2 pseudogenes are annotated in these 789 nt (G+C 62.2%); both read right to left on the bottom strand.

Features of this window, described 5'->3' with window-relative positions:
- Positions 1-443, bottom strand: a pseudogene (locus ASD34_RS28565) (hypothetical protein); the annotation flags it as partial.
- Between the two features lies 1 nt (position 444).
- A pseudogene (locus ASD34_RS28570) lies at positions 445-789 on the bottom strand (accessory Sec-dependent LPXTG-anchored adhesin); the annotation flags it as partial.

Genomic DNA, 789 nt, shown 5'->3' on the forward strand with positions numbered 1-789 from the left:
TGCTCGTCGCCGTGCTCAGACCGGATGACGTGGAGGTCGACAGGCTGCTGACGTTGCTGTTCGTCGTGCTCAGACCCGTCGACAGGCTGGAGATACCGCTGGTGGCCGTGCTCAAACCAGACGACGTCGAAGTCGAAAGGCTATCGATGCTGCTGGTCGCCGTGCTCAGGCCGGACGACGTCGAGGTCGACAGGCTGCCCACATTGCTGTTCGTGGTGCTCAGACCGGTGGACAGACTCGAGATGCCGCTGGTTGCCGTGCTCAAGCCAGACGACGTCGAGGTCGACAGGCTGCCCACATTGCTGTTCGTGGTGCTCAGGCCGGTGGACAGGCTCGAGATGCCGCTGGTCGCCGTGCTCAAGCCCGACGATGTCGACGTGGACAGGCTGCTCACGTTGCTGTTCGTGGAGCTGAGGCTAGTGGACAAGCTGGAGATACCGCTGNCTCGAGATGCTGCTCGTGGCGGTGCTCAGACCCGACGACGTGGACGTCGACAGGCTGCTCACGTTGCTGTTGGTCGTGCTCAGACCTGTGGACAGGCTGGAGATGCCACTGGCTGCAGTACTCAGACCGCTCGAGGTAGACGTCGACAGGCTGTCGATGCTGCTCGTGGCCGTGCTCAAGCCAGACGACGTCGAGGTCGACAAGCTGCTGACGTTGCTGTTGGTCGTGCTCAGGCCCGTTGAGAGGCTCGAGATGCCACTGGTCGCCGTGCTCAAGCCAGAAGAGGTAGACGTCGACAGGCTGTCGATGGTGCTCGTAGCTGTGCTCAGACCACTCGAAGTAGAA

Origin of the sequence: Variovorax sp. Root473 (assembly GCF_001426505.1) — a bacterium.
Taxonomy (GTDB): Bacteria; Pseudomonadota; Gammaproteobacteria; order Burkholderiales; family Burkholderiaceae_C; genus Variovorax.